This window comes from Planctomonas psychrotolerans, assembly GCF_008642235.1.
Classification (GTDB): domain Bacteria; phylum Actinomycetota; class Actinomycetes; order Actinomycetales; family Microbacteriaceae; genus Planctomonas; species Planctomonas psychrotolerans.
Genome location: NZ_SJEV01000001.1, coordinates 2418045 through 2442838, shown reverse-complemented (window position 1 = coordinate 2442838; position 24794 = coordinate 2418045). Strand labels below are relative to the sequence as shown.

Genomic DNA, 24794 nt, shown 5'->3' with positions numbered 1-24794 from the left:
GCGTTCAGCCATCGGAGAGCCCGTCGAGGATGACGTCGACGTCGTGCCGCAGCAGGTCGAGATGGGTGGGGACAGGCCCGTCCGCTGACGACAGGGAGTCGACGTAGAGGGGCCCGCCGAACGCGGCACCGGTCTGCCGGGCGAGCTGGCGCTGCACCGCGTCGTTCACGGTCGACTCGCAGAACACCGTCGGCACCGCCTTCTGCTCCACGAGCCGCACGGTGGCGGCGATCTGCTGCGGTGTTCCCTCGTTGTCGCTGTTGACCGCCCACAGGTAGGCCTCCTCGAGTCCGGCGTCGCGGGCGAGGTAGCTGAACGCGCCCTCGCAGGTGACCAGCACACGGGAGGCTGGGGGCAACGCGGCCACCGACGCGCGCAGGTTCGCGGTGATGGCGCGAAGCTCCCCGATGTACTCGCGGCCGTTGGCCTCGAACGCACCGGCGTTCGCCGGCGCGAGCTCGGAGAGCGCGGCGACGATGGCGTGCACGTAGGCCTCGGATGCGACCGGGGACATCCAGGCGTGCGGGTTGGGCTCGCCTTCGTAGTGGCCCGTGGCGATGGCGACGGGATCGACCCCGGCCGTCAGTTCGGCGTGCGGCACGTCGATGCTCGCGAGGAACTGCTCGAACCACCCCTCGAGGCCCATTCCGTTGTCGAGGATGAGGTCGGCGTTCGACGCGCGGACGAGATCGGACGGCGTCGGTTCGTACCCGTGGATCTCCGCCCCCGGCTTGATCAGTGCTTCCACCCGCACCGCGTCGCCCGCGACGACGGATGCCATGTCGGCGATCACGGTGAAGGTGGCGAGCACCACCGGCCGGTCGTCCGCGTCGAGGGCGCGAGCACCGGACCCGGCGCACCCTGCCAGCGCAACGAGGAGCGCGCAGCCCACCGCAACCGGGCGGAGCTTTCGGGATGCGGCAAGCCGTCTTTTCGGCACACCGAAATCCTACGTCACGCGAGCCGCGTGCGCACCGCCGCCCAGAGCCGGTCGAACGCCATCGCGCGGTGGCTCAGGCGGTCCTTCTCCTCGGTCGTCAGGTCGGCGGCCGACCCGGGAACGCCATCGGGAGCGAAGATCGGGTCGTATCCGAAACCGCCTGCTCCGCTCGGTTCGGCAAGGATCCGTCCGGTCCACTCGGCTGTTTCGACGTGCTCGTACCCGTCGGCGGGATCGACGAACGCGGCCGCGCAGGTGAAGCTCGCGGCACGGTGTTCGGCGGGGATGTCCGTCAGCTGCCAGAGCAGCAGTGCGAGGTTGTCCGTCGCCTCCCTGCCCGGGCCGGACCAGCGGGCGGAGAAGATCCCGGGGGCGCCGCCCATCACCCGCACGCCGATACCGGAGTCGTCGGCGATCGCCGTCATACCGGTGTGCGCGGCGGCGGCCCGCGCCTTGATTAGCGCATTCTCCGCGAAGGTGGTGCCGGTCTCGGCCGGTTCGGGGCCGTCGTAGCCGACGAGTTCCGCGTCCCCGAGCCGTCCGCCGAGGATCCGCCTGAGTTCCTCGACCTTGTGCGGATTGTGCGTGGCGAGCACGAGCCGGGTCATCGCGGGTCGACTGCTCCGAGAGCGGCGATCTGGGCGTCCCGCAGGCTGGTGGTGCCCTCGAGTGCGAGGTCCAGCAGCGCGTTGAGCTCGGTGCGATCGAACGGCGCGGCCTCGGCGGTGCCCTGCACCTCCACGAACAGGCCGCGGCCGGTGACCACGACGTTCATGTCTGTGTCGGCGCGCACGTCCTCCACGTAGGCGAGGTCGAGGAGGGGCGTCCCGTCCACGATGCCCACCGAGACGGCGCTGACGCTGTCGATCAGCGGGGTGGCCTTCTGCGCGATGAACTTCTTTCCCCGGGCCCACTCGATCGCATCGGCGAGCGCCACGTACGCGCCCGTGATTGCGGCGGTGCGGGTTCCGCCGTCCGCCTGCAGCACGTCGCAGTCGATCACGATGGTGTTCTCGCCGAGCGCTTTGGTGTCGATCACCGCGCGGAGGCTGCGGCCGATGAGCCGGGAGATCTCATGGGTGCGTCCGCCGATCTTGCCCTTGACCGATTCCCGGTCCATGCGGTCGTTGGTCGACCGGGGCAGCATCGCATACTCGGCGGTGACCCAGCCCTTGCCCTTGCCGGTCAGCCAGCGCGGCACGCCGTTGGTGAAGGAGGCGGTGCAGAGCACCTTGGTGTTGCCGTACGAGATGAGCGCCGACCCCTCCGCCTGGCTGCTCCATCCGCGCTCGATGGTGATCTCGCGGAGCTGATTCGCCGTGCGGCCGTCCTTGCGTGCTGTGCTCACTCGTGTTCCTTGTCTGTGCGGTGGGTCGTACCGGATGGTGCGTGGGGAGGCGGGATGAGGGCGCGGTCAGCGCGGGGCGGGCAGCGAGATGGCGCCCGTGCGCACGAGCTCCACACTCGACACCCCGACGCCCAGGAAGCGATCGGCCAGCCGGAGGAACGTGTCGGCGCTGTCGCCCGTCGCCTCGTAGCGGATGTCGGGCGGAGCAGCGTCGGTGCGTTCGATGCCGCCCGAGACCAGCGTGCGGTAGACGTCGTTGGCCGTTTCCGTGTCGCTCGACACGAGGGTGACGTCCGGGCCCATCACGAGCGAGATCGCGCCCTTCAGAAAGGGGTAGTGCGTGCAGCCGAGTACCAGTGTGTCGACTACCGCCGCACGGAGGGGCGCGAGGTACTCCTCGGCCACGGCCAGGAGTTCGGTGCCGCTGGTCTCGCCGCGTTCCACGAACTCCACGAAGCGCGGGCATGCCCGGGTGAACAGCCGCAGGTGCGGAGCGGCGGCGAACGCGTCGTCGTACGCCCGTGAGGTGGTGGTCGCCTGCGTCGCGATCACCCCGACCCGGGAGTTGCGGGTGGCGGATACGGCGCGGCGCACCGCGGGCTGGATGACCTCGAGCACCGGCACGTCGTACCGCTCCCGCGCATCCCGGAGCACCGCGGCGGATGCGGTGTTGCACGCGATGACGAGCATCTTCACGCCCTGCTCGACCAGCGTGTCGAGTACGTCGAGCGCGTAGCGCCGGACCTCGGCGATGGTCTTGGTGCCGTACGGGGACCGCGCCGTGTCGCCGATGTAGACGATCGACTCCCGCGGCAGTTGCGTCATCACCGCGCGCGCGACGGTGAGACCACCGACCCCAGAGTCGAAGATCCCGATCGGCGCATTGCTCATGTGCAGTCATTTTAGACCCGGTGCCGTGCCCGCCTCCCGCGCGGGTGCCGCGGGGCAGGTCGATCGCTGCCCGTAGGCTGGACGGGTGGGCACTTCAACGGCGTTCCTGACCGACCGATACGAATTCACGATGCTCGAGGCGGCCATGCGCGCCGGCACGCATTCGCGCGACTGCGTCTTCGAGGTGTTCGCCCGGCGCCTGCCCAACGGCCGGCGCTACGGGATGGTGGCGGGCACCGGTCGCCTGCTCGAGCTCATCCGCGATTTCCGTTTCGACGAGGCGGAGCTGAACTGGTTGCAGGCCAACTCGGTGATCGGATCGGACGCGCTCGACTGGCTGGCGGACTACCGCTTCCGGGGTGACATCCGCGGCTACCGCGAGGGTGAGGTGTACTTCCCCGGGTCTCCCCTGCTCGTCGTCGATGCTCCCTTCGCCGACGGCGTGATCCTCGAGACGCTGACCCTGAGCGTGTTGAACTACGACTCCGCGGTGGCGAGTGCGGCGGCACGGATGGTCTCCGTGAGCTCCGGTCGGCCGCTCGCCGAGATGGGCTCGCGTCGGGCGAGCGAGCAGGCCGCCGTCGCTGCGGCACGCGCGGCGTACATCGCGGGATTCGACGCCACGTCGAATCTCGAGGCCGGGCGTTCCTGGGGCGTGCCCACCATGGGCACCGCAGCGCACTCGTTCACCCTCCTGCACGACAGCGAGGAGGACGCGTTCCGCGCGCAGGTGGCCACCATGGGTCCGGGAACCACCCTGCTCATCGACACCTACGACGTGCCGAAGGCCGTGGAGACCGCGGTCCGCGTGGCCGGTCCGGAACTCGGCGCCGTGCGGATCGACTCCGGCGACCTGCCCACGGTGGTGGCCGACGTGCGCGCCCAACTCGACTCGCTCGGAGCGACCGGGACGAGAATCACGGTGACGAACGACCTGGACGAGTACGGCATCGCCGCCCTGAGCGCGTCGCCGGTCGACGCCTACGGTGTGGGGACGAGCGTGGTGACCGGTTCCGGCGCACCGGCCGCCGGCATGGTGTTCAAGCTGGTGGCGCACCGGGACTCCCGGGGCGAGTGGGTGTCGGTGGCCAAGACGAGCGCCCAGAAAGCCAGCCTCGGCGGGCGCAAGCGGCCGATGCGCCAGCGCGATGAGCGGGGCACCGCGGCGGCCGAGGTGATCTACATCGGCGACGAGGTGCAGCCCGATCCCCGCGATCGGGAACTGCAGGTGCCGCTCGTCAGCGCAGGCGAGGTGGACGAACGCTACCTCGGTGCAGCCGGAACGGCGCTGGCGCGGGAGCATGCGCGGTTCGCCGTCGGGGAGCTCTCCGCGGAGTCCTTCCGACTCCGCGCGGGCGACCCGGCGATCCCGACGGTCTACCTACCCTGATCAGGACTTGAGCTTCTCGTAGATCTTCTTGCAGTCGGGGCACACCGGGAACTTCTCCGGATCGCGTCCGGGTAGCCACTTCTTGCCGCACAGCGCGATGACCGGCTTGCCCGTCATCGCCGACTCGAGGATCTTCTCCTTCTTCACGTAGTGCGAGAAGCGCTCGTGATCGCCGGGCTCCCCGCCCTGCTGATGGAGGAGTTCCTCGAGCTCGCGATCGAGAACATCGGTACCGCCGCCTTCCCCGGGCGCCTCGGGAACCATACTCATCGAGAACATGCGTCCATTGTACGGACCCGTCGATCCTCGTCCCGCTCCGGATGGGCGGCTTCGTCGTCTCTAGTGGCGGTTCGCGAACGCCAGCAGCTCGGGCCCGCGCCGCTCGAAGATTCTCCCGCCCCAGACGGTGCCGATCACGAGCGACAGCACCGCCGTCGCGACACCGCAGACGAGCGACCAGGTGGCCCAGTCGCCGCCCAACCGGAGGCCGAGGGCCGCCAGGACGATGGCGGGTGCCGCGATGACCCCGCAGAGCGCGAACGAGACGAGCTGGATCAGCGCCGACGCGGCACCACTAGTCTGCGGCTGCTGGAACGGACTGTCGCCCGGCTGAACCGCCGGATACGGGAATCGCGCCGACATCACGCTCGATATCCCGATCCCGGCGAAGAGGATGGCGGTCGAGACGCCGATGAGCGACGGCAGCACGGCCCAGTCGCCGTGGAAGTGCGCACTGACGGCGGATCCGACGAGGATGAGAGGCACACCGACGAGGATCACCGGCGCGGCGCGGCCCAGCCGGTCCGCGCGACCCGGCGTGCCGGAGGCGACGTGCTGCCACACCGCCGTGCTGTCGAAGGCGACGTCGTTGTGGATGGACCAGCCGAGGAAGAGGCACATGACGGGGAGCGGCATGAGCCAGAGCGGTTCGGGATCGACCCCGACGATGCTCAGCGGGATGAACAGCGCGATCGGCAGGATCGGGATCATGATCAACGACACCCGGTAGCGCGGGTCGCGGATCCAGTACGTGACGCTGCGCGCGGCGATGGCCCCGGAGGGTGTACCGCGGAACCGGTCGAACCAGCCGAGGCCGCCGTAGGTCTTGACGGTCGCGGCGCGCTCGGGGGTGACGAGCATCTTCGCGACGAGTGCGAGCCACACGAGCGCGAGCACCGCGGCGAACGCACCCGCGATCAGGAACCTCAGCAGGGCGGGACCGTAGGCGCGGGCCGCCACGTCGGCGGGGAACGCCCACGCCGCACCGAGCGGCGTCCATCCGAGGGTGTCGGCGAACGATCCGAGAGCCGCGACCGCATCGCTCCCCCAGTCGATCGACGCGATGAGCGCGATCGCCGGTCCGATCAGCACGAGCGACACCACGGCCACCACGCCGAGGCCCTCTCGCGCACGTCGGGTGGAGAGGAGGAGGGAGGCGACCGAGGTGGTCACTCGGGAGGCGAGGACGCACGTGAGCACGATGAGCGCGGCACTCAGGAGACCCGCGATCGTCGCGGCGGGGGTGCGCGACCAGGTGATCACGGTGGAGAGGGCCACGAGAGCGAGCACGATGGCGGGGACCCCCAGCAGAGCCGCGGCGATCAGGCCGACGGCGAGACGGTCGTTCGGGATGCCGAACAGTGCGAACCGGCGCGGATCCAATGTGTCGTCCACGCCGGCCACGAGCGGCACGATGAGGAAGCCCAGCACCACGAGGGAACCCCCGATGACGAGGATCGTGCGGGCAACGTCCACCTCCACCAGGCGCAGGGCCACCAGGCCGAGCACGCCCAGCGCGGCGACGCCGCATCCGTACAGGATGCCGAGAATCAGCACGACGAGCTGCCACGGGCTCCGGCGGAAGGTGTTGCCGAGAATCCGCAGCTTCAGTCGGAGAAAGTGTGCAACCACTCCATGCCCTCCGCCGCCTTGCGTCCTCCGGCGAGCTCGACGAATCGGTCCTCGAGGCTTCGACCGTCCCGCACCTCGTCCATCGAGCCTGCCGCGAGCACCTTGCCCGCGACGATGATGGCCACGGAGTCGCACACCCGCTGGATGAAGTCCATCCCGTGGCTCGACAGCACCACGGTGCCGCCGCTCGCCACGTACTTCTGCAGGATGTCGATGATGTTCGCCGCGGACACCGGATCCACCGACTCGAAGGGCTCGTCGAGGATCAGTACGCGCGGCGAGTGGATCATCGCCGCAGCGAGCGCCACCTTCTTCGTCATACCGGCGGAGTAGTCGGTCACCAGCCGATTCGCCGCATCCTCCAGTCCGAACGCCGCGATCAGGTCGCGGGAGCGCTCGCGCACCACCTGGGAATCGAGACCGCGAAGCGTGCCGGAGTAGAAGAGCAGCTGCGCCCCGGTGAGCCGGTCGAACAACCGGAGCTGATCGGGCAGCACGCCGATGCTGCGTTTGGCTCGATCGGGTTCGGCCCACACGTCCACGCCGTGCACCGTGATGCGTCCGGCGTCGGGGCGCAGGAGTCCCGTGACCATCGAGAGCGTGGTGGTCTTGCCCGCGCCGTTCGGACCGACGATGCCGTAGAACGAGCCGGCGGGCACCGACAGGTCGATGTCGTCGACGGCGACGGTGCCCTCGAAGCGCTTGACCAGACCGGAGATGGTGAGCACGTCCGTGTCCGTGTCCGCGTCCGATTCACCGGCGACGAACGGCTCGTCGGCGAGCGTCGGCCGAGTCACGGGCCGCGTTCCGTTCGGCGTCGTTCCGTCCGGCCGCGTTCCGTTCGGCGTCGTTCCGTCCGGCGTCCATGCGCGAGCGGGCACCGGCCTCATCGCCTCCCCGATGGTGTCGGACGGCGCGGCGTCGGGCAGGCCCGCGGATGGGCGATGCGGACGGGGCGGCGCGGCCGCAGCTCTCGCGGGGGAACGTCGGGGCGCGACCGCCTCGGACGCGACCTCCTGATGGTCGTCGGGCTTCGGCTGCGTTGGCACCGGCCTAACGTATCAACGACGAGCGCCCGGCCCCGCGCTGTGCCGCGAACGACGCGCGGAACAGGCCGAATAGCGCCGGGGACCTATCACGAAAGCACAACATACCCGGTGAACACTGTCTAAACTTCGCCGTTCACGCTATTCTCGAAGAAGGCATGACGGCGTGTCCTGTGAACACTTATGGGTGAACGATGGGCCTTGTTCCGAGCGATGCCTCACACGTACGAGTCCTCGGACCGCTCCGTTCACCGTAGTACTTGAAGGAGAACCCCGTGACCCAGGTTGTAATTCTCGCGGCCGGAATGGGCAGCCGCCTCGGCCGCTCCCTACCGAAGCCCCTCACCGAGCTCAGCGACGGCCGCACCATCATGGGTCAGCAGTTCGACAACATCCGCTCCGCATTCGGCTCGTCCGCACACGTGACCGTGGTCGTCGGATACAAGCTGGAGCACATCATCGAGGCGTTCCCGCAGGCGTCGTTCGTGTACAACGAGCAGTATGACCAGACCAACACCTCGAAGAGCCTCATGCGCGCCCTGCAGGCCTCCGCCGCCGGTGGCGTGCTGTGGATGAACGGCGACGTGGTCTTCGACCCAGCGGTTCTCGACCGCGCCGCAGTGCTCATCAACCGCGATCAGTCATTCGTCACCGTGAACACGAGCAAGGTGTCGGACGAGGAAGTCAAGTACACGACTTCCGCCGAGGGATACATCAAGGAGCTCTCGAAGACGGTCCGCGGCGGTCTCGGCGAGGCGGTCGGCATCAATTACATCTCCAGCGCGGACAAGGCCACTCTGCTGCGTCAGCTCGGTCGCGTCGGCGATCAGGACTATTTCGAACGTGGCATAGAGTTGGCGATTGAGCAGGACAACCTGCTCATCGAACCCGTAGACATCTCCGATCTCTACGCCGTCGAGATTGACTTCGCCGAGGACCTCGAGCGGGCCAACCTCTTCGTCTAGTCGCCGGTCGGGGTGCGAACGAAAGAGAACCCCTGACCCGTGGCTGGCCTCGTGAGTTCCGGCGCGTCTTCGCGCTCGCCGGCCTCCCGCTACCGGTCGGCACTCTGGCTGCTCACGACCCGTGACCTGAAGGTCCGGTACTCCACCTCGGCGCTCGGCTATTTCTGGTCGATCCTCGATCCCCTCGTCATGTCGGGGATCTACTGGTTCGTCTTCACCCAGGTGTTCACCCGTGAGGTGGGCGAGGACCCGTACATCGTCTTCCTGCTCTGCGGGTTGCTGCCCTGGATGTGGTTCACCGGGGCGGCGTCGGACTCCACTCGCGCCTTCATCTCCGAGGCGAAGCTGGTGCGCTCGACGAAGATCCCGCGCACCATCTGGGTGTTCCGCCTGATCGCCTCCAAGGGCGTCGAGTTCCTCGCCAGCCTGCCCGTGCTCGCCGCCTTCGCGATCGGCGCCGGCGCCACTCTCACCGTCCACGCCCTGCTGTGGCCGCTGGCGTTCCTGCTGCAGGCGATCCTCCTGATGGGCATCGGCCTCATCGTCGCCCCCCTGGTCGTGTTCTTCCGCGACCTGGAGCGGGCGGTCAAGCTCATCCTGCGCTTCCTCTTCTACGCCTCCCCCATCGTCTACGCGTCCGCGGACCTGCCGGAGGCGTTCCACTTCTGGGCGGCGTTCAACCCTCTCAGCGGCATCTTCAGCATCTACCGCGCGGCCTTCTTCCCCGACCAACTCGACTGGTTCTACGTGGGCGTGAGCGCGGCGATGTCGATCGCCTTCCTCCTCGTCGGGCTGCTCCTCTTCCGGCGGAGCATCCGCGCCGTACTGAAGGAAATCTGATGACCGCCGTGCCGTCCCCAACCGGAGGTCCGGTCATCTCGGTCGTCGACGCCGGGATCCGGTTCCGTCGCAACAAGCGTGGGCGACGGAACTTCAAGGACCTGTTCGCCGGACGGGCCCGTCGCGCGCGACCCGGCGAGTTCTGGGCGCTGCGCAACGTGAGCTTCGACGTGCGGCCGGGCGAGGCCATCGGCGTGGTGGGCCGGAACGGACAGGGCAAGTCCACCCTGTTGAAGCTCGTCGCCGAGGTCATGCTGCCCGACGAGGGCTCGGTCGGCGTGCGGGCCGGTGTCGCTCCCCTGATCGAGATCACCGGCGGGTTCGTCAACGACCTCACCGTGCGGGACAACGTCTACCTCACGGCCGGACTGCACGGGATGTCACGCGCGCAGATCGACTCGCGTTTCGATGAGATCATCGACTTCGCCGAGATCGCCGACTTCGTGGACACGCCCTACAAGCACCTGTCGAGCGGCATGAAGGTACGCATCGCCTTCTCGGTGATCTCCCGCCTGGAGGAGCCCATCATGCTCGTCGACGAGGTGCTCGCGGTGGGTGACCGAGCCTTCCGCGAGAAGTGCTACCGACGAATCGAGGAACTGCTGGACGGCGGCAGGACCCTCTTCTTCGTCTCGCACAGCGAAAAGGATCTTCGGCGCTTCTGCACCCGCGGGCTGTATCTCGACAAGGGCGCACTCCTGCTCGATGGGCCGATCGCCGACGTTCTCGACGCCTACAACGCGGACTACCCGCCGAAACCCCCACGCGCGACCTGAGCGGCGGGTCGACCCTCGACAACCGGTCCTCCCCAGGACTGAGTTCTGCACAGGATGTCGGGCCGCTTCTCCGTGGTGGCTCGTACGGTGTCCGCATGATCCGACCTGCACCGATTCCCGCACCCGACCTCCCGCCCGAGTCGCCCTATCGGGTGCCGTGGGCGTTCGACCGTTCCCTCGGGCCGCCCCGTTTCGCCCTCGACAACGTGGGTCCCGAAGTACTGCATGCCATCTCGCTGCACCTCCTCGGCTCGGGCACCATGCTGAGCCGGGCCCCTCTCGTCATGCGCCCGGGCGATCGCCTGGTGATCACGATCCGAGACGAGGACCTGGCCCGGAACACCATCCTGCTCGTGCGCTGGTTCCGGCCGAACGGTGAGGAGTACCTGTGGCGGGTGGCCTTCTGACGTCGTGACCGTGAGATCCCGGCGTCACCGCTGCGAGCGGCGCTGCCGTTCCCGCACATATTCGATGGCGGTGAAGACCGGTGGCTTCTCCGGCAACTGCTCGCCGGTGATGCCGCCGACGAGCGTCCCCGGATCGACACCGAGTACCGCCGCGATGCGCACGATGGTGTGCAGGCTGGGATTGCCCGTACCGCGCTCGATCTTTCCGTAGTTCGACACGTTCATGCTGGCGAGGTGCGCCGTCTCCTCCTGGCTCAGCGCGCAGGCGAGTCGTGCGTCCCGGATGCGCAGCCCCAGCACGCGCGCGGCTTCGGACTGAGCATCGGACATCCTTCATGAGTACATGCCTCAGCGTAACGACACCAGAGCATTTATCACCCAGTGCTGCATACCCGTCACCGCTCCTCCGGTGCCCGCGCACGACCCCGGACCCCGCCGTAGGATTGCCGCATGACCGACACGACGCCCCTGGACCCGAGGCTCGCTTCGGGGATCGAGAAGATCCTTTCCGTGCAGCGGCCCGTAGTGCTGAGCCACATCCGGGCGTTGCGCCGCAAGCATCCCGGAGCCACTCCCGAGCAGATCATCGCCATCCTGGAGCGGCGGTATCTCACCGCGGTGACCACCGGAGGCGCCGCCGTCGGCGCGAGCGCCGTCGTGCCGGGCGTGGGCATGGGAATCTCGCTGGCCCTCTCCGGAGCCGAAACGGCGGGCTTCCTCGAAGCGACCGCCCTCTTCGCCCAGTCGGTCACCGAGGTGCACGGCATCGCGGTGGAGGACCCCGAGCGGGCCCGTGCGCTCGTCATGACCATGATGCTCGGGTCCGCGGGATCCGACCTGGTGCGCCAGCTCGCCGGCCAGGCCGCGGGCAAGTCACCCGAACTGAACCGCTTCTGGGGACAGACCATCACGAGCGGCCTCCCCCAGTTCGCGGTCGGACCGGTCGCGGATCGCATCAAGCGGGCCTTCATCAAGCGGTTCGCCGTGCGTCAGGGATCGAACGTGCTCGGCCGCGCCATTCCCTTCGGCATCGGAGCCGTGATCGGGGGAACCGGCAACCACATGCTCGGTCGCAAGGTGGTGGCGAGCTCCCGGGAAGCCTTCGGCCCGCCCACCGCGTACTTCCCGATGTCCCTCGCCATCGAGCCGCCCATGGTGGTGACGGAGGCCGAGGTGAAGCCCAAGCGGCGAGGACCGCTCGCCCTGTTGCCCGGGCGGGGCTCGGGTGACACGCGGAATCCCAAGAACACAGAGTCGAGCACCCCCCGTCCGGAGAACACCGATCCGGAGAACGCCGGCCCGGAGAACTCGCCCTAGCTCCGCTACCGCTGCCGCGCCGACAGTCCGCCTCGACGGGGTCTAACCGTTGTCCTCGTCGTCGGGGTCGCCGGGGTCGGCGAGCACCCTGCCGGGGGCCGCATCGCGGGCGTGCAGTGCGGCGTGCTCCTCCCATCGCTCCATGAGCGTCTCGACGGCGGCGCCGAAGCGTGCCGTGGCTGCTCCGGGCGCGACATCACCGAAGTAGTGCCGCACCCAGGCGGCGAGCCGATTGCTGGCCGCCACGTCCTGCGCGAGGCTCTCGAGCCGCGGCACGATCGATCGGGCGTCGGACTCGGTGAGCCACTCGCAGTCGGAGAGGAACCCGTCGGTGTCGATCTCCGCGGCGGGCTGGCTCGGCTTCGTGATGAGCAGCGGCTTGCCGCTCGCCAACCGGTCGTACACCATCGCCGAGATGTCCACGATCGCCAGATCGGCGGCGGCGAGTTGCCAGCCGAGCTCGGCTCCGGCGTCGTACACGTGCTGGGCCGTCGCGTCGGCCGCGTTCGCCGCGCCGATCGCGCGGATGATTTCGGCATTGGCGCGCCGGTAGGCCGGATCGACCACGCCACTCCTCGGGTGCGGCCGGTAGACGAGCCGGTACCGCGAGTCTGCGAGAAGACCGCGCACGAGGGCCACACCGTGGGAGGCGATCGAGCCGTACTCGGCGGACGGGCGATCCCCCTCCCAGGTGGGGGCGTAGAGCACCACCTGGCGGTGATCCGGAGTGTACGGGAGGGTGCCGGAGTAGTGATCGGCCTGGGGCCGCCCGATGGCGATGGCGCGCTTGTCGAAGTCGTAGTCCCAGAGCACCTTGGTCAGGCGCGCGAGCGCCGCATCCCCCGCGACGAGGCTGTAGTCGTAGGCCTTGAACTGGTTGGTGGTCATGTAGATCTTGTCGGATTCGCCGTGGTTGATGAACACGTGCCACCGGCGTCCGTACCGCATCATCTGGAAGTTGCGGGTGTTCTGATTCACGTAGAAGACCAGCCGGATCTCCTGCTCGGCGATCACCTGCTCGAGATCGGACACTCTCCGCACGTAGGCGACGGGGAGCGGGGACTCGTCGAGCAGCACGTTCGCGCCGCTGGGGTTCCGCGACAGGATGACGACCGGCCACCGCTTCGACAGCTCCACCAGCGGCTTGTACCACTGGCGGATCTGGTACATGTTCACGTCGGAGTCGGCGAAATACACGGCGATGCGGAAATGTCCGACCGGCAGCGGTGGAGCAACGGCGAGCTTGCGAGAGAGGACCCCCCGGATGCGTCGTTGCTGCACCAGACTCAGTACGGCGTTCACCCCGAGCCGTGCGTCGTTCATCCATCCCATGAAATCGAGCGTACCGACGCGCGGAATGCCGACCGTTCGAGAACGTGCAACGGCCGGGGACCGGTAGCGAATCGTGATCCGCTCACCGTCAGACGATCGGCGGGCGCCCCGCTCTGGTCATTCGCCATACCGTGCGCCACCGGATCGGGCGACGAGGCCCGGCATCCGAACGCCAGCCCTCCACCCACCCGCCGATCCACGCGGGCAGACCGGTGCGGTTGCGCACGCTCCGGATGAGCTGGATCCCGGTCCACGATCCGATGTACAACGGGATGAGAGGCAGAGGCAGATTGCGGCGCGCCACCCACACCCGATTCCGCGCGTTCAACCGGTAGAACTCCGCATGACGGGTGGCCTGCAGGGCGGGATGGTGTGCGATGAGGTTCCCCGCATACCAGGCGCGGAGTCCCTGGTCCCACACCCGCCATGCCAGCTCGATGCCTTCGTGCGCGTAGAAGAATTCACCGGCCCAACCGTCCGCCCGCTGGAACACGTCGCGCGGGATCACCACGGCTCCCTCGAGCACCGAGAAGACCGCGCTCGACCGTGCGGGATCGCCTTTGCGGATGCGCGGGATCCACCGTCGGGGCGGTGTCGCGCCCGACGGATCCACGATGCGCGGTTGCACGAGCCCGATGCTCCGGTCGCCCTCCATCAGGGCGATGGCGCTCCGGACGAACTCGGGGCTCGGCACGGTCTCGTCGTCGTCGAGGAAGAAGAGGTAGTCGCCGGCAACCTCCGACACCCCCGCGTTGCGCCCGGCCGGGATACCGACGTTCTGAGGCAGGGCGACGGGACGCACCCCGGGCGGCAGATCCGTGGGCACCCAGCCGTTGCCGACGACGACCGCGTCGAGCGCAACGTCCCGCTGGCGGAGCACGCTGTCGAGGGCGGCTGCCAGCTGCGCGGGTCGCGTGCCCTGACTGAGAACCACCACACCCACTCGGGGACGGGCGGCGTTACGGCTGGCGGCGCGTTTCTCGGAGTCGTTCACGCGGTGGTCAGCCGCCGGGAGTTGAGGATCATGAGGAAGTGGCCGGACAGCGCGAGCACGGCGAGCGGCAGGAGCACGATGAGATAGCCGCGGTCGACCTCGGGATGACCGACGACCAGGCCGAGGAGCGCCACGGCGAAGGTCACGATGGTGAGCTCGACCGAGTGGAACATGCGGTGGAACGGGAAGAACCGGACTGCTCCGCGAGCCGCGGCCACCAGCCGTGAGCGTGGGGCGACGGTGGCCGAGGTCGCCGGCGCCTTCGGCAGGCTCGCGCTCGCGCGGGCGACCCGCACGAGGTCGTTGAGCGCCTTGTTCAGCACCACGATGAGGGCGATCGCGAACGCGAGGGTGGTCCAGGCGAAGTCGCCCGGCGTCTCGAAGGGGTACGCGGCGGCGCGGATGCCGAGGGCGAGCACGATGAGCGTCTCGGTGGAGTAGTGGCCGACGGCGTCGAGGAAGTGGCCGACGGGCGACGAGGTGCGCCGCCAGCGGGCCACCTCACCGTCGCAGCAGTCGATGAGCATTTGCAGCTGCCCGAGCACGAGGGCGATGAATGCCCCGACGATCCCGGGGATCAGGAGCGCCGACGCGGTGAGCCAGCCCGTGAGGATCATCAGCACCGTCACACCGTTGGCGGTGATCCGGGTCTTGAGGAACAGCCAGGTGAGGTACGGCGAGAGGTCGCGCAGGTACAGGTGAGCGGTCCAGTGCTCGGCGTTCCGGCGGAGCCGCACCTCGGGAGGCTGTGTGACGCGCCGCAACTCCTCGATCGAGCGGGGCGGGGTGCGGTGCGCTTCGTGCGCTGTGCTCACGTGTTATCTCCCGGTGTGGCCGGTCAGGTCGCCGGTGAGTCTGGAGAATCCGAACAGGAAGCCGATTCCCCAACTGAAGTGGATGCACGGCAACACTATGAGAAACCTCAGCATTGAAGCGAACCCGTCCTTCGACGCCACGAGGATCGTCGACAGCAGCACGAACAGCACGTACACCGCGGGGATGAGGAAGGCGAGGGTGAGCCAGCCGAGAGCGGAACCCGTCGCGATACCGACGACGCCGAGGAACCCGAGCAGAAGCCCGACCAGCACCGCCAGCACCATGGCGGGCGGCACGAAGTACCGCACCGAGTTCGACCGGGTGAATCGGCGCGCGAGGTCCCCGCGCCAGAGACCGGTGGCGAAGAACTGCGTGACCAGCGGGCGGATACCGGAGCGCGGACGGTAGGTCACCTTCATCCGGGGGGTGAACCACACGGTGCCGCCGGTGGCGCGCAGCCGGCGGTTCAGCTCCCAATCCTGGCCGCGGCGGATGTTCTCGTCGAACAACCCGACCTCGAGCAGTCGGTGTCGCTGGAACGCCCCGAGGTACGCCGTCTCGGCCGGGCCCTCCTTGCCGCCCACGTGGTGGGCGGTGCCGCCGAGCCCGACGCGGGCGCCGTACGCACGGGCGACGGCCTTTTCGAAGGGGGTGCGCCCCACGGCGTTCATCAGGCCGCCCACATTGTCGGCACCCGTTCGTTCGAGAGTCTCCACCGCGATGCGGGTGTAGTCGGGCGGCAGTACGGAGTGCGCGTCCACGCGAATGACGATGGGTTGCACTGACGCCCGGATCGCCGCATTGAGACCGCCCGGAGTCGATCCGGTCGGATTCGGCACGCTCGTGATGCGCGCGTCGCGGCGGGACAGTTCGGTGACGAGTTCGGTGGTTCCGTCGGTGCTGGGGCCGACAGCGAGCACGATCTGCACGACGCCGGGATAGTCCTGGCCGAGCATGCTCTGCACGGCCGACTCCACGTGATCGACCTCGTTGAGAATCGGCATGACGTACGACACGGCCGGGAAGGCAGGAGACGGATCACCCGTCCCGTCCGCTAGTCGCTGCGCCATCTATCCCGCTCGTATCGAGTTCGCCGTAAGGCGCGGGCGTCGCCCGGGTGCGAGTTTATCAGCCGCCATCCGCTCGACTTCGGCGTTCCGTGAGCGCGCCCGGCGAACACGGAACGGCGGCGGATCACCGTGAGGGATCCGCCGCCGCCGAGTGTGGTTAACCGGATTACAGTTCGCCCAGCGTGACCGGAACGGTGTTCTCTTCCCCGTCGCGCACGTAGGTGATCTCGGTTTCAGCGCCACCCTCGAGCACGCGGACCTGCGCGGTGAGGTCGGAGGAACTCGCCACGCTCACTCCCCCGATCGCGGTGACGATGTCGCCGGCGCGCAGTCCCGCAGCCTCGGCGGCGCCACCGCCGGTGACTCGGGCGATGTAGGTGCCGGCCACCGGTAGCGGGTTGCCGTCGGGGTCCGCGTCGCTGACCGCAGCACCGAGCAGGCCGTGGCTGGCCTGGCCGGTCGCGATCAACTCGTTGGCGATGCGCTCCGCGTAGTTCGACGGAATCGCGAAGCCGACTCCGATGCTGCCCGCCGTGGACGAGGATTGCGCTCCACCGGCGCTCGCGATCGCCACGTTGACGCCGATGAGCCGACCGTCGGAATCGAGCAACGCGCCGCCCGAGTTGCCGGGGTTGATCGCCGCGTCGGTCTGGATGACGGACAGCGAGATGGTCGCGCTCTGGGTCGGCGGAGCCTCGGTCGGCGCCTGGTCGCCGAACTCCCAGAAATCGAACGGTGTCTGACCGCTGTCGGTACCGGTGTCGGTGTCCGTGTCTTCGGGTGCCGCCGACGAGGCGACCTGGATGCTGCGGTTGAGCGCACTCACGATTCCGTTGGTCACGGTGCCGGAGAGACCGAGCGGAGCGCCGATGGCGATGGCCATCTCTCCCACATTCAGTTCGCTGGAGTCGGCCCACGTGATGGGCGGGAGTCCACTCGCGTCGCGGAGCTTCACCACCGCGAGGTCGGCGATGGGGTCGGTGCCGACGATGTCGGCGAGATAGTTGCGGCCATCGCTGGTCGTCACCTGCACCTGCGCGGATCCGGTCTCACCGTCGAGCGTGACGACGTGCGTGTTGGTGAGCACGTATCCGTCTTCCGAGAGGATCACGCCCGACCCGGTGCCGCCGCGCTGCGCTCCGGCTACCGCGATGGTCACGACCGACGGCAGCGTCTCCTCGGCCACGGCGGTGATGATCGTCGCGTCTTCGGGGTCGTTGACCACGATGTTGCGTGCGGAGCCGGACGCGTCGGAACTCGACACGGGCGTGCGGTCGTCATCCTGAGCCATCATCGCGGTCGTGACTCCCGCTCCGGCGGCACCTCCGACGAGCGCGCCGATCGCGAGGCCCGCGAGGATCAGGGGCCCTGACTTGCGCTTGGCCGGCGTGCCGGTCGAGCCGGGTGCTGCGGTCGCATACGGTGCGGAGGTATTCGCATCCGGTGCGGACGACGGTCGCTGGAACGCGGGGTGTTCCGGTGCGGGCTGTGCTGTCGGGTAGGGCGATGTCGCGTTGGGCGCGGTGTACGCGGCTGTGCTCGGGTGAACGGGACCGGCTGTAGAGGATGCCGGCGAAGCGGAGTCGCCGTGTGGGGCGTTCGGAGATGCGCTGCGGGCCTCGGATGCGGAATCGCTGAAGCGGTCGAACGACCGACCCTCGACGTCGCGTCCCATGCCCTCGTTCGATCCCGATCCTGGTGCGGTGGAACCTTCTGCGGGGTCCTGGGGGCGTTCGGTCATGAGTGTGCTCCTTCCAAAGTGCAGCAAGCATTTCCGCGTTGTCTGAGTATTTTATTTGACCGCGCTGTGAGGGCGCTGGCCGGGAATCGGCCCTCGGTCAGCAGCCTGGGCCAGGGGGCGATTCGTCGCAGTCGCGCCCGACCAGGACGGTGCTGGCGCGACTCGCGGAGACCGTCAGCAGTTCGCCCGGCACCTGGAGCGAGCCGGCGACGCGCTGCCATTCGGCGCCCGCGAACCGGTAGTCCGCTACATACTCGACGCTCAGCGTCACGCGGATATTCCCTGGAGCATCGTAGACGTGGCTCGTGTCGGTCGGGGAGAACTCGGGGAGCCCTAGGGCATCCCAGCGCGCGCCCGGGTTCGGCAGGGACGCGGTGGCACCGTCACCGTAGTCCCAGTGGAACAGTGCTGCCGTGAATCGCACCTCGGCCGTCTGTCCGAGGAGGTCTCCGGTGAGTATTCGCGGAGGTGCGACGGTGGCGTGGAAGTTGGTGTCGAGCCCCACGACGGTCCATCCGTTCGGCTCCATGACGGCATTCGCGACGGGAGGGCGGAAGCTCACGAGGTCGCTCACCGTGACCATCCGCGCTTGTGCTCCCGGGGTGGCCTGCTGGCCGGGGGCCTCCGGTGTCGGCGGGGCGGGCGCGGGTGGCGTGATCGGTGCCGCACAGCCGAGGCCGTCGGCGTTGAGACCGCACCCGACCCGGGGAAGTTCCGGCGGCAGCGCGCCCGGCGATCCGGGCGGTGGAGTCGTGATCGTACCCGCGCCCGGCCCCGTCGCCCCTCCGGATGGCGCTCCCGGTTGCGTCCGCGCTACGGGCGCACCCGGCGTCGCCTCTCCGCCGCCCGGCGCGGCGGGCGTGCCCGATGACGCTCCGGTGCCCAGCGTTCGTTCACTCCGAACCGTGACGCCCCCGTCGCGAACGGTTGCCGAATCGGAGGTAGGACAGCCTCCCGTCCAGGCATCGCGTCCGGAGCAACCAGTCGCGGCCGCAGCGACGAGCGGAACGGGAACCACCGAGGTAGTAATGATCACTAGACCCAAGAGCAGTCGCGTCCAGGTCATTTGCAGAAGTCCTGACCGTTCCACGTGATGGGTTCTTTCAGCAGCAGAGGCAGGCGTCCTTGGCTCAACTCGGATTGAACTTCCAGTGGTACACGCAGATCACGGTCGGCCGGGACGACGGAGGATCCAGCTCGATCGACGACATCTGTCCCCGAAACGTCGAGGCATGCGTAGAGCCGCAGTTCAAACTGCTCCGGGTTGAGGGAAACGGACTGCAAACGGTAGCCGTAGCTTTGCGATTCGCCAACGAGTCGAAGACCTCGGGCTGCAAAATCATTGAAACCCGCAACTTCCGACTCCAGGAATTCTTTAGTAAGTGAACCCTGCAATCGCTCCGGATTGGCGCCTCCTTCCCGTCCGATTCGATCCGACATGGCGAGGTAGTCCGCGTAGGCCTTTTCGGCGGCGGCCAACGCCTCTTCCTCGGAGGCGAAGACGGTTGCCGGCGTGGATGCAGTCGGCGTAGGCGTGGGCACCGTCTCGGGCGCCGCACAACCGAAGAGGGCGCCTCCCAGAATGAGGCAGGCAGCGGCACCGCACAGCCGTGCGCGCGCTCGCACCCTTTCCATGGCAACACGGTAAGCCACGGCAGCGCCCGGCGCGCATAGTTTCCACAGGTCGGTCGCGACGAGCCCGATCACTGGACGCCTGACCCCGGTAAGTTGGGGTTCCATGAGCATCCCCGGTCCCTGGCAGCGAGCAGCACGCGGAGCCATGCTCATGGGGAGCGACGGCGTTCCCGGCACCACAATCTTCGCCGAGATGAGCGCGCTCGCCAGCCGCACCGGTGCCATCAATCTCGGCCAGGGCTTTCCCGATGAGGACGGTCCGGCCGAGGTCCTCCGCGTCGCTCAGGAGGCGATCGCGAATGGCCTCAACCAGTATCCGCCCGGCCTCGGCATGCCGGTGCTGCGCGAGGCGATCGCCGAACACCAGCAGCGCTTCTACGGCCTGACGGTCGACCCCGACCGCGAGGTGCTGGTGACCGCCGGGGCGACCGAGGCGCTCGCCGCCACCCTGCTCGCGTTGGTGGAGCGCGGGGACGAGGTGCTGACCCTGGAGCCCTTCTACGACGCCTACGGGGCGCTCATCGGCCTGGCCGACGGCGTGCACACCACGGTCACCCTTCGGGCGCCCGACTTCCAGCCCGACCACGACGAGCTGCGGCGCGCCGTCACCGACCGCACCCGCATCATCCTCGTCAACAATCCGCACAACCCCACCGGAACAGTGCTGACCCGGCAGACCCTCGAACTGCTCGTGGAGCTGGCACACCAGCACGACGCTCTGCTGGTGACCGACGAGGTGTACGAGCACCTCACCTTCGGTGTGCCGCACATCCCGATCGCGACGCTGCCGGGCGCGGCCGAGCGCACCGTCACCATCTCGTCCGGGGGGAAGACCTTCAACACCACGGGCTGGAAGATCGGGTGGCTGAGCGGTCCGCCCGACATCGTGACCGCCATTCTCGCGGTCAAGCAGTTCCTCACCTATGTGAACGGGGCTCCGTTCCAGCCCGCCATCGCCGCGGGCCTCCGACTGCCCGACGAGTTCTTCGCGTCGATCTCCGCCGACCTCGAGCACAAACGGGACGTGCTGGCCGCTGGCCTCTCCGCGGCCGGGTTCTCCCTCGGTAGACCGCAGGGGTCGTACTTCATCACCGCGGATGCGGCACCGCTCGGCTTTTCGAGCGCCGCCGACCTGTGCCGGCGGCTCCCGGACCTGGTGGGCGTGGCCGCCATCCCGATCTCCGCGTTCTGTCACGAGCCTGCGGCGAAGGAGCTGTCCTCCCTGGTGCGCTTCGCATTCTGCAAGCAGGTGGGAACCCTCGAGCGCGCCGCCGAACAGCTCGCGGGCCTGCGAACCGCGGTGTAGGTCAGTACGGTCAGCGCGGCACGACGCGGAAGCGACGGAGCTCGAGCGCCGGGTTGATCCGACGCACGGCGTCGATCCGCTCGGCGGAGACCCATGCCACGGCCACGTCGGTCGCCTCGCCGATCGTCGCCATCTCGACCCCCATCGGGTCCACGATCATGCTGTTCCCCACTCCCACGGGTGGTGCGTGATCCGCTGCCGCCACGTACACGGTGTTCTCCAGCGCCCGTGCGGTGACGAGCGTGCGCCAGTGCTGTTCCTTGAGCGGGCCGCGCACCCATTCCGCCGGCACGAGGATGAGGTCGGCACCCTCGTCGACGAGTCGCCGACTCACCTCCGGGAAGCGGATGTCGTAACAGGTCTGCAACCCCACGCGCATACCGTTGACGTCGAAGGTCTCCGGCTGGGTCACCTCGCCGGCGAGGATCCAGTCGCTCTCCCGCTGGCCGAACGCGTCGTACAGGTGCTGCTTGCGATATCGGACCACGAGTGCACCCGACGGGTCCACCGCGACGAGGGTGTTCGAGACCCGGCCGATCTCGTCGGTGCGTTCGACCATGCCCGCGACCACATGGATGAGGAGTTCGCGGGCCATGTCGCCGAGCGCCGACACGAACGGTCCGTCGAGGGATTCAGCGGCGGAGACGTAGTTCTCACCGAGCTCGTTCGCGAAGTACGAGGAGTACTCCGGGAAGACGACGATCGACGCTCCCCTCTCGGCGGCAACTGCTGCGAGGGCGGTCATGGACCGGAGGTTGGCGGCGGTGTCGTCGCCTGGCGCGAATTGGGCGACCGCGACGCCGAAGTCGGGAGGATGCGTAGCCATGACGCCAGCCTAGGCGCGGGGCGTCGCGCGGCGGGAAGGTGTACACCCCTGGACCGCGACAGGACCGCAGGCGGGCGCATCCACCAACGACAGAAGTCCCGGTCTCGAACGAGACCGGGACTTCCATTTGTTGCGGGGACAGGATTTGAACCTGCGACCTCTGGGTTATGAGCCCAGCGAGCTACCGAACTGCTCCACCCCGCGGCACAAGAGAAAACACTACCACAACCCGAAAGGCCGGGAGGACAGGGCGTCGTGCACCCCGTCCTCCCGGCCTCATCGCGATCCGATCGGCTCCGGAAGAGCTACTCGGTCTCCGCCTCGATGGCGCGCTGCACCGCTTCTACGAAACGCTGGTCGGCCTCGGCGGCCGCCACCAGGTCGCCCGAGCGGTAGGCCGCCTCGCGCTCCTGCAGGGCTGCGTTGGCGTCGGCCAACGCGACCGCGCGGGCGTCGCTGGGGTCGACCGGTGTGCTCGGCGCGGGAGCGCCGGCGGGCGGCGTCTCAGCGTCGGGCGCGGGATCGGTCGTGCCGTCACCATCGACATCGACGGGCGCACCGGGCTCGGCAGGCACATCGGTGTCACCGGCGTCGGCTCCCGAGTCTCCGCCGAACAGCGTGTCCAGGGCGACGTCGAGGGTGTCCTCGAACGCGATCTGATCGCCGAACGCCACGAGGATCTTGCGGAGCAGCGGGTAGCTGGTCTCTCCGGTCGATCGCACGTACACCGGCTGCACGTAGAGCAGTCCGCCACCGACCGGGAGGGTCAGCAGGTTGCCGCGTTCGATCGTCGTGTCACCGCGGGTGAGGAGCGCCAACTGGTTGGCGACCTCGGGGTTCGTGGTGAACGTGTTCTGCACCTGGCCAGGGCCTGGGATCGTGTTGTCGTTGCTCAGGTCGAGCAGGCGAAGCGTGCCGTAGCCCTCCGCCTTCTCGCCGTCGCTGGAACCGGCATCGGAGTCGACGCCGAGGTAACCGGTCAGCACGTTGCGGCTGCCCTCACCCGTGCGGCGCGGAATGAAGCTGGAGTAGAGCGAGTACGACGACGACTCCTGACCCGGCATCTGCAGGGTGAGGTAGTACGGCGGCTGGAGCTGGTCCTCGGTGGTCACCGGGTCGTTCGGCGTGGTCCACGCGTCCTGCTGCGAGTAGAACGCGTCGGCGGTCTTCACGTGGTACTGACCGAGCACGGCGCGCTGCACCTTGAACAGATCCGAGGGATACCGCACGTGGCTCATCAGGTCACCGGACATCTCGCTGATGGGCTCGATGGTGGTGGGGAGGATCTTCCGCCAGGTCTCGAGGATCGGGTCGGTCTCGTCCCAGGCATAGAGCGTGACCTTGCCGTCATGCGCGTCGACCGTGGCCTTCACGGCGTTGCGCATGTAGTTGATGTTGTCCACCGCGAGGGTCGGGTTCGGCGAGTTCGTGTCGGCGATCGTGTCACCGAGCGAGCGGATGTCCGAGTACGGGTACTCGGCGCTCGTCGTGTACCCGTCGACGATCCACACGATCTTGCCGTCGACGACCGAGGGGTACGGATCCTCGTCGAGCGTGAGGTACGGTGCCGCCTTCTGCACCCGGACGGCCGGGTCGCGGTCGTACAGGATCTGCGAGTCGTTCGTCACCTGGTCGGCGAGGACGATCTGCTCGGACTGGAACTTGAGGGCGTAGATGAGGCGCTTGAACACGTTGTCGAGCGTCGGCCCAGCGTCGCCCTGGAACGTCGTGTAGGTCTCCTCGGCTCCGTCACGCCCGGCGGGGTAGTCGAACTCGACATTCGCACCCTCTTCGCCCCCGACGATCGAGTACTCGGGCGAGCTCTGACCGAAGTAGATGCGCGGTTCGAATTCGCCGAGCGCACCACTGGAGGGGATGCTGCCCTGCAGGAACCGCGGCTCACCGTCGGTGGTGCGCTGGTTGCCGTATGCGGCGGCCAGCCCGTAGCCGTGGGTGTACACGAGGTGCGTGTTGACCCACGAGGGGTTGCCCTCGAGGCCGTTCAGGTTGAGCTCGCGCAGCGCGACGACGGTGTCCTGGACCTCGCCGTCGATCGTGTAACGGTCGACGTCCAGCACCTCGGGGGTGAACTGGTAGTACTGCCGGAACTGCTGCAGCTGGTCGAAGGCCGGGCCCACGATGGACGGGTCGAGGATGCGGATGTTAGCGGTGGTCGTCGCGTCCTCGCGGAGCGCCCCCGGGGAGGCATCCGTGGTGGCGTCGAACGGAATCTCTTCGACGTCGCTGAGGCCGTAGGCGTCGCGCGTCGAGTCGATGTTGCGCTGCAGGTACTCCGCCTCGAGTGTCTTCTCGCTCGGGTCCACCTGGAAGCGCTGGATGAGGAACGGGTACGCCGAGCCGAACAGGATGCTGCTGACGATGAGCAGCGCGGTTCCGATGATCGGGAGACGCCAGCGGCCGATGACCGCCGTGACGATGAAGAACACGGCGACGATCGCCGCGGCGATCGCGAGGATCGGCCGGACGGGGATGATGGCGTTGACGTCGGTGTAGCTCGCGCCGGTGAACAGTCCGCCGGTGCTCGTGCCGGTGACGGTGGTGTACTGGTCGAGCCAGATGCTGACCGCCTGCAGGGCCAGGTAGAGCGCGGCGAGGACCGCGATCTGGATGCGCGAGCTCTTCGAGATCCGCACCTCCCGGCCGTTGACGTGGATGGCGCCGTAGAGGTAGCTGGTGGCGAGCGCTGCGAGGGTCGACAGCAGCACCACGGCCGAGGCGAAGCCCACGAGCCCCTGGTAGAAGGGCAGCTCGAAGATGTAGAAGGAGATGTCGAGCCCGAACTGCGGGTCGGTGGTGCCGAACGGCGTGCGGTTCAGGAACTCCAGAGTGCCCTGCCAGCGGGCCGCGGCCGATACGCCGGCGAACAGGCCGAGGACCGCCGGAATGGCCACCATCGCGAGGCGGCGGAGCGGCTCGATGACCTGCTGGTACCGGTCGAGCTGCGAGTTCAGCTTGGCGTAGACCGGGCGGGAGCGGTAGGCGATCTGAATGCTGAGGAACACCGGGATCGCCATGGCCAGGAAACCGATGAGGAAGAGGGCGAGGGTGCTCCCCCACTGCGTCAGGAGCACTCCGAGGTAGCCCAGCTGGTCGTACCAGAGAACGTCTGCGTAGAAACCGGCGAACACGAAGAAGGCGATCACGAGAGCGCCCAGGATCGCGGCGGTGATTCCTATCGGGGTGCGGGTGCGCTTGGCGGGCTCGGCTGCTGGAGAAGTCAAG

General features: G+C 68.4%; 24 protein-coding genes and 1 tRNA gene. 7 read left to right on the top strand and 18 right to left on the bottom strand.

The annotated features are described in order from the left end of the window. Nucleotides 1-4: 4 nt before the first annotated feature. The 4 genes from EY822_RS11260 to murI form a co-directional block, all read right to left on the bottom strand. Nucleotides 5-940, bottom strand: a complete 936-nt coding sequence (locus tag EY822_RS11260; protein ID WP_150308340.1) for a metal ABC transporter substrate-binding protein — start codon at nucleotides 938-940, stop codon at nucleotides 5-7. A 14-nt stretch (nucleotides 941-954) separates the two neighbouring features. Further along, nucleotides 955-1548: an RdgB/HAM1 family non-canonical purine NTP pyrophosphatase gene (gene rdgB / locus EY822_RS11255; protein WP_150308339.1), complete on the bottom strand. Its 594-nt coding sequence runs from the start codon at nucleotides 1546-1548 to the stop codon at nucleotides 955-957. Further along, nucleotides 1545-2288 carry a ribonuclease PH gene (gene rph, locus EY822_RS11250; protein ID WP_150308338.1) on the bottom strand — a complete coding sequence of 248 codons (744 nt, stop codon included), beginning with the start codon at nucleotides 2286-2288 and terminating at the stop codon, nucleotides 1545-1547. Before rph ends, rdgB begins: the two co-directional genes overlap by 4 nt. A gap of 66 nt (nucleotides 2289-2354) precedes the next feature. Then, nucleotides 2355-3179: a glutamate racemase gene (gene murI, locus EY822_RS11245; RefSeq protein WP_150308337.1), complete on the bottom strand. Its 825-nt coding sequence runs from the start codon at nucleotides 3177-3179 to the stop codon at nucleotides 2355-2357. 130 nt (nucleotides 3180-3309) lie between these two features. On the opposite strand from murI, the gene EY822_RS11240 reads away from it, so the two are divergent. After that, nucleotides 3310-4569: a nicotinate phosphoribosyltransferase gene (locus EY822_RS11240; protein WP_406610330.1), complete on the top strand. Its 1260-nt coding sequence runs from the start codon at nucleotides 3310-3312 to the stop codon at nucleotides 4567-4569. On the opposite strand, the gene EY822_RS11235 is transcribed toward EY822_RS11240, so the two are convergent. The 3 genes from EY822_RS11235 to EY822_RS11225 form a co-directional block, all read right to left on the bottom strand. Then, the gene (locus tag EY822_RS11235) at nucleotides 4570-4839 is read right to left on the bottom strand and encodes a DUF3039 domain-containing protein (protein ID WP_150308906.1); all 270 of its coding nucleotides are present in this window, start codon (nucleotides 4837-4839) and stop codon (nucleotides 4570-4572) included. Nucleotides 4840-4908: 69 nt separating this feature from the next. Next, entirely contained in the window at nucleotides 4909-6480 is a 1572-nt protein-coding gene (locus EY822_RS11230; RefSeq protein ID WP_150308335.1) for a hypothetical protein, read from the bottom strand. Then, entirely contained in the window at nucleotides 6456-7370 is a 915-nt protein-coding gene (locus EY822_RS11225) for an ABC transporter ATP-binding protein (RefSeq protein WP_406610328.1), read from the bottom strand. The genes EY822_RS11230 and EY822_RS11225 overlap by 25 nt, the downstream gene beginning before the upstream one ends. A 431-nt stretch (nucleotides 7371-7801) precedes the next feature. On the opposite strand from EY822_RS11225, the gene EY822_RS11220 reads away from it, so the two are divergent. The 4 genes from EY822_RS11220 (at nucleotide 7802) to EY822_RS11205 (ending at nucleotide 10514) form a co-directional block, all read left to right on the top strand. Next, complete coding sequence (locus EY822_RS11220) at nucleotides 7802-8491, top strand: phosphocholine cytidylyltransferase family protein (RefSeq protein WP_150308333.1); 690 nt, start codon at nucleotides 7802-7804, stop codon at nucleotides 8489-8491. 39 nt (nucleotides 8492-8530) lie between these two features. Beyond that, nucleotides 8531-9331 carry an ABC transporter permease gene (locus EY822_RS11215; RefSeq protein WP_227497227.1) on the top strand — a complete coding sequence of 267 codons (801 nt, stop codon included), beginning with the start codon at nucleotides 8531-8533 and terminating at the stop codon, nucleotides 9329-9331. Beyond that, nucleotides 9331-10107: an ABC transporter ATP-binding protein gene (locus EY822_RS11210; RefSeq protein ID WP_150308332.1), complete on the top strand. Its 777-nt coding sequence runs from the start codon at nucleotides 9331-9333 to the stop codon at nucleotides 10105-10107. The genes EY822_RS11215 and EY822_RS11210 overlap by 1 nt, the downstream gene beginning before the upstream one ends. Before the next feature lie 95 nt (nucleotides 10108-10202). Next, on the top strand, nucleotides 10203-10514 hold the full coding sequence (locus tag EY822_RS11205; protein WP_150308331.1) for a hypothetical protein: 312 nt from the start codon (nucleotides 10203-10205) through the stop codon (nucleotides 10512-10514). Between the two features lie 24 nt (nucleotides 10515-10538). On the opposite strand, the gene EY822_RS11200 is transcribed toward EY822_RS11205, so the two are convergent. Then, nucleotides 10539-10844, bottom strand: a complete 306-nt coding sequence (locus EY822_RS11200) for a helix-turn-helix domain-containing protein (protein WP_150308330.1) — start codon at nucleotides 10842-10844, stop codon at nucleotides 10539-10541. Between the two features lie 120 nt (nucleotides 10845-10964). Here EY822_RS11200 and EY822_RS11195 point away from each other — a divergent pair, with 120 nt between their 5' ends. Beyond that, nucleotides 10965-11831 carry a hypothetical protein gene (locus EY822_RS11195; protein ID WP_227497226.1) on the top strand — a complete coding sequence of 289 codons (867 nt, stop codon included), beginning with the start codon at nucleotides 10965-10967 and terminating at the stop codon, nucleotides 11829-11831. Nucleotides 11832-11873: 42 nt separating this feature from the next. On the opposite strand, the gene EY822_RS11190 is transcribed toward EY822_RS11195, so the two are convergent. The 7 genes from EY822_RS11190 to EY822_RS11160 form a co-directional block, all read right to left on the bottom strand. Then, the gene (locus EY822_RS11190) at nucleotides 11874-13163 is read right to left on the bottom strand and encodes a CDP-glycerol glycerophosphotransferase family protein (RefSeq protein ID WP_150308329.1); all 1290 of its coding nucleotides are present in this window, start codon (nucleotides 13161-13163) and stop codon (nucleotides 11874-11876) included. A gap of 88 nt (nucleotides 13164-13251) precedes the next feature. Next, nucleotides 13252-14157, bottom strand: a complete 906-nt coding sequence (locus EY822_RS11185) for a glycosyltransferase family 2 protein (RefSeq protein ID WP_150308328.1) — start codon at nucleotides 14155-14157, stop codon at nucleotides 13252-13254. Then, entirely contained in the window at nucleotides 14154-14972 is an 819-nt protein-coding gene (locus EY822_RS11180) for a CDP-alcohol phosphatidyltransferase family protein (RefSeq protein ID WP_150308327.1), read from the bottom strand. The genes EY822_RS11185 and EY822_RS11180 overlap by 4 nt, the downstream gene beginning before the upstream one ends. A 3-nt stretch (nucleotides 14973-14975) precedes the next feature. Further along, the gene (locus tag EY822_RS11175) at nucleotides 14976-15977 is read right to left on the bottom strand and encodes a glycosyltransferase family 2 protein (RefSeq protein ID WP_227497225.1); all 1002 of its coding nucleotides are present in this window, start codon (nucleotides 15975-15977) and stop codon (nucleotides 14976-14978) included. A 232-nt stretch (nucleotides 15978-16209) separates the two neighbouring features. Continuing rightward, entirely contained in the window at nucleotides 16210-17784 is a 1575-nt protein-coding gene (locus EY822_RS11170) for a trypsin-like peptidase domain-containing protein (protein WP_319803480.1), read from the bottom strand. Between the two features lie 97 nt (nucleotides 17785-17881). Beyond that, on the bottom strand, nucleotides 17882-18358 hold the full coding sequence (locus tag EY822_RS11165; RefSeq protein ID WP_150308325.1) for a hypothetical protein: 477 nt from the start codon (nucleotides 18356-18358) through the stop codon (nucleotides 17882-17884). Between the two features lie 488 nt (nucleotides 18359-18846). Further along, nucleotides 18847-19524 (bottom strand): hypothetical protein, encoded by a 678-nt coding sequence (locus tag EY822_RS11160; RefSeq protein ID WP_150308324.1) that lies wholly within the window; start codon nucleotides 19522-19524, stop codon nucleotides 18847-18849. On the opposite strand from EY822_RS11160, the gene EY822_RS11155 reads away from it, so the two are divergent. Further along, nucleotides 19523-20725, top strand: coding sequence for an aminotransferase class I/II-fold pyridoxal phosphate-dependent enzyme (locus tag EY822_RS11155; protein WP_150308323.1), 1203 nt, complete (start codon nucleotides 19523-19525; stop codon nucleotides 20723-20725). The two genes, EY822_RS11160 and EY822_RS11155, sit on opposite strands and share 2 nt — an antisense overlap. A gap of 10 nt (nucleotides 20726-20735) precedes the next feature. Here the strand turns inward: EY822_RS11155 and EY822_RS11150 are convergent, their stop codons facing one another. From EY822_RS11150 to EY822_RS11140, 3 genes are all read right to left on the bottom strand, one after another. Then, nucleotides 20736-21551, bottom strand: a complete 816-nt coding sequence (locus EY822_RS11150; protein WP_150308322.1) for a carbon-nitrogen hydrolase family protein — start codon at nucleotides 21549-21551, stop codon at nucleotides 20736-20738. A gap of 130 nt (nucleotides 21552-21681) precedes the next feature. Continuing rightward, nucleotides 21682-21755 (bottom strand) — tRNA-Met (locus EY822_RS11145). Nucleotides 21756-21856: 101 nt separating this feature from the next. Further along, a complete protein-coding gene (locus EY822_RS11140; protein WP_227497224.1) occupies nucleotides 21857-24793 on the bottom strand; it encodes a UPF0182 family membrane protein in 2937 nt (978 codons plus the stop codon). Between the last annotated feature and the right edge of the window lies 1 nt (nucleotide 24794).